The organism is Synechococcus sp. R3-13 (genome assembly GCF_047462195.1).
Classification (GTDB): domain Bacteria; phylum Cyanobacteriota; class Cyanobacteriia; order Thermostichales; family Thermostichaceae; genus Thermostichus.
The window spans coordinates 1-7,374 of record NZ_JANSIO010000367.1; the positions used below are offsets into that span (position 1 = coordinate 1).

Here is a 7,374-nt window from a genome sequence, read left to right on the forward strand (position 1 = left end):
TGCTATCGCTGCATAGTTGAACAGTGATGTTCGGCAGTGTTCAGCGTAAATGTATCAGATCCTTAGTCCTAAACTTAAAAGGGGTCAGCCATGCCGCGCAGCATGAAGAACGACAACTTCATTGACAAGACCTTCACCGTCATGGCCGATCTAATTCTGAAACTGCTGCCAGGGGTGAGTTCCGAGGAAAAGAAAGCCTTTGCCTACTACCGGGATGGCATGGCCGCTCAGAGCGAAGGAGAATACGCCGAGGCCCTAGAAAACTACAGAGAAGCCCTCGCCCTGGAGCAAGGGGAAGAAGACCGCAGCTACATTCTCTACAACATGGGCCTGATCTACCAAAGCAACGGCGAGCTTGACAAAGCCCTCGACCACTACCACCAAGCTCTGGAGTTAAACCCAAGACTTTGCTCTGCCCTGAACAACATTGCCGTATTGCTGCACCACAAGGGCGAGCTGAGCCTGCAAGCCGGGGATGAGGAAACAGCAGAGGCCCTGTTCAACGAGGCTGCCCAGTACTGGATTCGGGCCATTCGCATTGCCCCCAACAACTACATCGAGGCCCAAAACTGGCTGAAAACCACCGGGCGCGCCAACCTGGAGGTGTACTGAGCTTTCCTGCAGAAGGACTCCGTTCCGTTAACGCGAACGGTTGATCTCGGCTACCCTGGGCTAAGTCAAGTCGATAATCTGGGAGCCGGAGGAGAGGATGCTGAAACGGGAAGAAGTCCAACATGTTGCTCACTTGGCTCGTCTGGAGCTGACCGAGGAGGAAGAGATCCAGTTCACAGAGCAGCTAGCAGACATCTTGGCCTACGTGGAGCAACTGAAGGAGCTGGACACGGAGGGGGTAGAGCCCACCTTTCACGTCCTGGACATGGAACTGCCCACTCGCCCCGATGAAGTCGAGCCCTACCCGGATATCGAAGGGATCCTGGCCAACGCCCCTGATCGAGCTGACATGTTCTTCAAGGTGCCCCGCATTTTGGAAGAAGAAGACTGACATGGGTCGGCAGGGATTCGAACCCTGGGCCAATCGGTTAAAAGCCGAGTGCTCTACCGCTGAGCTACCGACCCAAGTTTGCAGCTTTGTCATATTAGCAAAGCTTCTGTCACATTCGCAAAGGTTCTGGCCGTATCCCCAAAAATCTTGCTATGCTGGACTCAAGTCAACCCTGGGGCTGTAACGGTTTCGACGGGGTGGCGAACATGGGTTCATGATGCAGGTCGGGATTGAGCTTCTCCCGTTACCACCAGGCTCAAAACAGTACGTGCGAACAACGTCGTACCCTTTGCTCGTAAAGCAGCTGCTTTGGCTGCCTAAGGCTCAGTAACCGAAAACTTACTCTGAGCTCGAGGATCTGCTCACGACCCCGTTAAGTGGGCGGATCACAACCCCAACGGGTGCAGCTCTCTACTCTGGCTCCGTCGAGGGAGAGACTAAGATTAGGCGGAGAACTCCCATCGCCGGGATCCAAACGGCGATCCCCGCCTCGAGGGTCAAAGAGGCTAAACCTGTGAATGAGTGATCCCTCAGTACCCATCTCGGACACGGGTTCGACTCCCGTCAGCTCCATTTCCCAAAGTTGAACAATGCCCAGAAGTTCCTACACAGCGTTCCTACACAGCAAGGCTTCTGGGCTTTTTGATATTCTTGACAGCCCACCCAAATCCGTTGGATCCCGATTCGGTCAGCGCGATGAGGGACAGGGGGTGGATATGGCGCTCACTGCTGGTTGGAATGACTCAAGCTGCAGCAGCCTTTGATCTTTGGCGGAGGCGGGGGCACATCCAAAGCCGGGTTGCACTCAAAGAAGCCTAGGGGCTTGAGCATAAAGCCGATGTAGCTAACCGGCATCACCGGCCAGTCTTCGGTGCGGGGGAAGTGATTGCAGCCAAAGCTATACCAGAGCACCAGGCGGGTGTTTTCCAGGGAGCGGTTCGCTTGCGTCCATTGCACCAGCCCTTCGCCACCGGGATGTTGGTTGGGGTAGTTCCCTGCTGGGAACTTCTCGCCGGGATGGTAGGGCGTGGCCCAGAGGTGGTGGGCCAGATAGCCCGCCCGTCGGTACAGCCAAGAGTCGGGGTGGGCCAAAAGCTGGACATTGTCCCCCGGCATCAGTTTGTAGGCCACCGGCTGTCCCAGGCGGTTGTGGCGATTGGGGTTGACAATCTTCCAATAGCGGCCCCGCAAGGGATCCACCGTTTGCTTGGCCTCCTGCTCGGTTTTGAGCAGGGTGGAGCGGGCGCGAAAGGCGTTGCCGTGAGGGTTATCCGGCCCCAGAGGCAGAGGTTCTGCATGCACTTCATAGAGGGAGTTGCACGGCCCATCCACCGCCATATCGAGGCGGACAGTGAAAAAGTGCTGGTGGTTGAGGCCAGACAATTGGGGTGCCACCAAGACGCCAAACTCCGGCTCTTCCCCCGGCAACGTAGCGCAAGTGTTGATAATGCCGGTGAGCTTGGCTTCAAACTCCAGCGTGCCGTCTTGGTAGAAGTACCAGAAAAAGCCGTAGTCGTAGTTGCCAATGGTGGTGAAAAAGGAAAGCACCAGCCGCCGCGAGCGCCGCACCTGCGCCCGTTCCGTGCGCCAGTCGGTGTGCTTCCAAAGGATGCCAAAATCCTCCTCGTGCATGCAGACGGCATTTTTCAAAAGCATGAGCTCACCGCTGTTGGTGGGCAGCCAGGCATCGAAGTAGTAGATTTCCCCCAGACAGTCGCAGCCCAGCCGCAGGGAGTTGGCCTGCATCCCGATGCCGTATTCCCCCACATCGAAGGCATTTTTGCGGAAGTGGGGATCCCGCGGATCCCCGTAGGGTACCACCATCTCTGCTACCGAAGCCCGATAGAGAATGGGGCGAAGGCGGCCTTGATCCTCGTAGCTCACCTGGTGGAGGACGAGCCCCTCTCGCGGGTTAAAGCTGATGCGCAGATCCCACTTCTGCCAGCGGATGTGGTGGCCGTCCACCTGGAAGCTCACCCCTTGGGGCTGAGTGATTTCTAGCGGCTTCAAGTCTTGGCGAAAATCTTTGAAAAACAGCTCGTCGAAGTTACCGGACTCCGGCGGCAAGGGCCACAGACCCCGATCCTCCACCTTGACAACTTGCATGCGGTTGAGGTCAATCCAGGGGTAGAGACCCTCGATGGGACGGGCATAGCCGTTGTCGCAAGGGGAAGTACGTAGGAAACAAAAGCCTCGCACCAGCCGCCGCCCTTCTTCTTCCGGGATCCCGAAGTAGCCCACCGTCCAGTAGTCCACCATCACCAAATCCACATCGGCAATCCCCCGCCGCTGCAGAGCCGCCAAAAATTGGGGATCCTCCTTGAGCAGGCGGTCGCAGGCGTACACCTCATCGTCGAGCAGAGGGGGCTGCACGCCCGGAACGAGCTGCCAAGAGCGCACCTGCTGTGTTGACAGAGAGACCACCGCTTCGTAGGTGTTGCCACTGGCCGGATCCAACAGCACCACGAAAGCCTGCCGATCCCACGGCTGCCCCGGCTGCCACGCTTCCATCCAAGGCCGCTCCGGCTCGTGTAGCTGGATGGTTACAAAGCGCCACTGAGAACTGAGGGGCCGTTGCCGGCGCAGGATCTGCACCACCTGTCGCATCTCTTCGGCGCTGAGGGGATCCAAGGGGTGGCCTTGGGGCAATGAAGCCTGGCCAAGCAAAGCAGATTCACTCGACTGGCTATGTCGATCCAAACTGGGAGAAACTTTACAAACCACAGCAATAACCTTGAATTCTTCGGTTGGAAAATGATTGAGTTGAGCTAGGAAAAAATAGGGAGAAGTCTGCTGAGAAAGGTCAAAGGGATCCCTTCGCTCGCCATGCCGCGGGCCAGCCCATCAACCCAACTCAGAGGATCCAGAAAACCTAACAGCAGGCTAAACAGACTATCCTGTTGCCATCGCCAACATCGGGCAACTTTGCAAGAGATACTCGGGGAAAGGAAAACTTAAGCCAAAGCCCAAGGAAGTGAAGACAACCTCGGCCCTGCTAATTGTCCAGATCTAGCAATCTTCTGTTTCCCCGTCCGCTAACCAAATGAAGAGGGCAACGGCACCTTGAGAAGCCGCGCCAGGGCGAACAGGAAACCGTCAACCCATCGGGAAAATCTGAATACAGGTCTTACTACAGATAAACCCAAACTCGAGAGCAGGAGAAGTTTTCTGTGATTAAACGTCAGGCTTAACGTTGCACAGGAAAGCATAAAAAAGAGAAAACGCTTCACGCAGGCTAAGGGCAGGATCACACCGAGAAAGCTCAACGCAACGTCAACTCTCGCAAGAGCGCAAAGACATCTCGAAGCCTGCCCTGACCCTACCTGCCAGGGGGATCCCACCACTTGGGATCCGAAATGCAACTGACGATACTATAGCAGAGGCACCCCCCTTTCCCACAAGCCCGGCCCAAAGCCTCCCGGTCGCATCAGCAGGGTGTGACCCTAGGCCTTCTCCCCGTGAAGTTGAAGTCCAGCTCAAGTTGAAGGTTTGGTGTCGGAGAACACATATCTAAGAGTTACCCTGGAGCCATGCTTAAGGTTAGGAATTTCTAGCAATTCGAATAGTAGGATCTCCCAGGTTCTCTGAAAATTGTCCACAATGAGGCAGGGCTTGCGGCAAATTAACCGTCTGGTGAGGGAGATGGCTTCAACTCGATACCGCCTGGTGCCGGTGCGGCCAGGAGACGGCAGCTTTTATCCAGAGCATCTCTATTTGGCCTTAGAAGCCACCCAACTGGGCTATTGGCAACTGGATCTGTGCACCTGGGAGTTGAGTGCCTCTCCCCAATGCAAGGCCAAATACGGGCTGGATCCCGGCCAAGATCTCACCTTAGAAGTGTTCTTGCAGCGCGTTCACCCGGAAGATCGCCAAAGGGTGAAAGAAGCTTTGCAGACGGCTGGGCCCAGGGCGGTAGAGGGGGATCCCAACTTTTCGGTGGAATATCGGGTTTACCAGGCCGACGGCCAGATGCGCTGGCAGCTTTCCCAGGGGGTTGTCCTGCTGGGGCCGAAAGGGGATCCCGGCGAGATTGTCGGCGTGACCCTGGACATCAGCGAGCGCAAGCAATTAGAGATCACCTTGGCCGAGCGAGAGCGCCACTATCGCCAGCTCCTGGAAGCCCTGCCCGACATGCTGCTTCGTCTGGATCGCCAGGGCCGATGTCTGGAGTTCAAGCCGCCCAGCCATTTTTCTGTCCCCCATCCCCCTGCCTACTACCTGGGCAAAACTCCTGAAGAGCTGTTTCCTGATACCGGTTGCACCGGTGGGGCGGAACCCATAGCCCAAGCCATTCGCGAGCATCTGGAGCTGGCCTTGGCAACCCGGCAAGCTCAAGAGATCGAATACCCCTGCCCAGAGGGATCCCCTCAGCCCCAATATCGCCAGGCCCGCATCGTTCCCTTTGGGGAAGATCAAGTGCTGGTGATCATCAGAAACATCACCCCTCGCAAGCAAGCTGAGCTGAAACTGCAGCGGCAATTGCAGCGAGAAAGACTGTTTAATCAGCTCATTCAGGCCATCAACACCTCTCTGGACTTACCCACCCTATTTGATGTGGCGGTGCGGGAAGTGGGGGCAGTGTTGCAGGCAGCACGAGTTACCCTTTATCAGTACCTGCCCGCTGAGGCCGTGTGGTTGGGCATTGCCGGCCATAGCCGATTTCCTAATTTGCCCAACAATCTGAACCTGCGACTGCCGGATAGCAGGGATTTTATGGTTTTCGATCATTTGAAACGGCTGCAAATTTTTCATGTCCAGGATCCGGAGCAGATTGCCGATCCCTTTGCCATTTATGAGAAGCGAGAATACCAACTGGGCCCTTGGCTGGTGATCCCGGTGGCTTGTCAGGAACAAATGTGGGGCGGGCTATCGCTGCGGCGCCTGACTTCAGATCCGGATTGGCAAACCGATGAGATCGAGCTGGCCAAGGCTATCGGGGAGCACCTGGCAGTGGCCATTCAGCAGGCAGAGCTTTATCAAAAGCTGCAGCAGGCCAATGCTGAATTGGATTACCAAGTGCGGGTGCGCAATGCAGAGCTCGAACAAGCTTACAACGACGAAGCGCTACTCCAGCTCATCACCGAAGAAATTCGATCCACCTTGGACGAACAAAAAATCTTGGAAACGGTGGCCCGAGAACTGGCCCTGAGCTTGAACCTATCCAATTGCACCATCGCCCTTCATGACCCAGAGCGGCAGGTCAGCGTTTTGGCGGTGGACTATTTGGCCGGAGAAGGGATCCGGCGCTTCCCCCTGGAGGTTTCGTTTGCGGATTTCGCCCATGTGCTTCGTCAGCTCCAGCGCGGACAGCTTTGCCACTTCAGCAATCTCCATCACCCCTGCTGGCCTAACCATGACCGCTGTACCCTGATCGTCGCCCCCATCTGTGAAAAAAGGGATCTGGCAGGGCAAGACGAGGAACTGCTTGTTTTGGGGAATATTTGTGGATCCCGTCCGCCAGAGCAGATATTTACCGAGCGGGAACAACGGCTTATCCAACGGGTAGCCGGCCAATGTGCCATCGCCATTCGCCAAGCACGTCTTTATCAAACGATCCAGCGTCAGGTGCAACAGTTGCAGGAGCTCAACCAACTCAAAGATGAGTTTCTGCACATGGTCTCCCACGAAATGCGCACACCTCTCACCAACATGAAGCTGGCTATTGGGTTTCTATCTAAAGCCAACCTAACTGAGCGGGAAAGGCGCTACTTTCAAATTTTGGAGATGGAGACCAACCGCGAGCTGGAGTTAATCAACGACCTGTTGGAGTTGCAAGCCCTCGAATCCGGAAACAAAGTCCTCAGACTTACCTGTTTATCTCCCCAGGAATGGATCCCCAATCTTGCCGAGTCCTTCCGGCTGCGGGCTGCGCAGCAAGGCCAACAGTTCCAGGTGGAATGGGATCCCGACCTTTGGCTCCTCTGCACGGATGAGAGCCTCTTGTCGCGGGTGGTCAGCGAGCTTTTAAACAATGCGTGTAAGTACACCCCCACTGGAGAAAGCATCTATTTGAGTGTGAGCCAGGCTAACTCCAATGGCCGTCCCGGCTGGCTGATCACGGTGCGCAATACAGGGGTGGAAATTCCTGCAGAAGCGTTGCCCCGCCTTTTTGAAAAGTTCTATCGCCTCCCCCAGTTGGATTGCCGCAATGCCGGGGGAACGGGCTTGGGTCTATCGCTGGTTCAAAAGGCAGTGGAGCTGCTGCAGGGATCCCTGCGGGTGGAAAGCCACTCTCGGCAGGTGATGGTTCAGATGTGGTGCCCCCATCAGGGCAGCTTGTCGGAAACCCCAAGCAAGGCTTAGAGGGCAAGGCCAGCGCCTTGCGCAGGACTCGAACCTGCAACCATCGACTTAGAAGGTCGGTGCTCTAT

General features: G+C 56.2%; 4 protein-coding genes, 1 tRNA gene and 1 other RNA gene. 4 read left to right on the forward strand and 2 right to left on the reverse strand.

The window, feature by feature from the left end; translation table 11 throughout:
- The first annotated feature begins 90 nt into the window (after positions 1–90).
- On the forward strand, positions 91–612 hold the full coding sequence (locus NW856_RS11055) for a photosystem I assembly protein Ycf3 (RefSeq protein ID WP_414350803.1): 522 nt from the start codon (positions 91–93) through the stop codon (positions 610–612).
- Positions 613–709: 97 nt separating this feature from the next.
- A complete protein-coding gene (gene gatC / locus NW856_RS11060; protein ID WP_414400282.1) occupies positions 710–1,003 on the forward strand; it encodes an Asp-tRNA(Asn)/Glu-tRNA(Gln) amidotransferase subunit GatC in 294 nt (97 codons plus the stop codon).
- Positions 1,004–1,005: 2 nt separating this feature from the next.
- Here the strand turns inward: gatC and NW856_RS11065 are convergent.
- Positions 1,006–1,077, reverse strand: a tRNA-Lys gene (locus NW856_RS11065).
- Positions 1,078–1,177: 100 nt separating this feature from the next.
- Here NW856_RS11065 and ssrA point away from each other — a divergent pair.
- Positions 1,178–1,579, forward strand: a transfer-messenger RNA (tmRNA) gene (ssrA, locus tag NW856_RS11070).
- 147 nt (positions 1,580–1,726) lie between these two features.
- Here the strand turns inward: ssrA and NW856_RS11075 are convergent.
- Positions 1,727–3,727 (reverse strand): primary-amine oxidase, encoded by a 2,001-nt coding sequence (locus NW856_RS11075; RefSeq protein WP_414400284.1) that lies wholly within the window; start codon positions 3,725–3,727, stop codon positions 1,727–1,729.
- Positions 3,728–4,645: 918 nt separating this feature from the next.
- On the opposite strand from NW856_RS11075, the gene NW856_RS11080 reads away from it, so the two are divergent.
- A complete protein-coding gene (locus NW856_RS11080) occupies positions 4,646–7,306 on the forward strand; it encodes an ATP-binding protein (RefSeq protein ID WP_414400285.1) in 2,661 nt (886 codons plus the stop codon).
- Positions 7,307–7,374 lie beyond the last annotated feature (68 nt).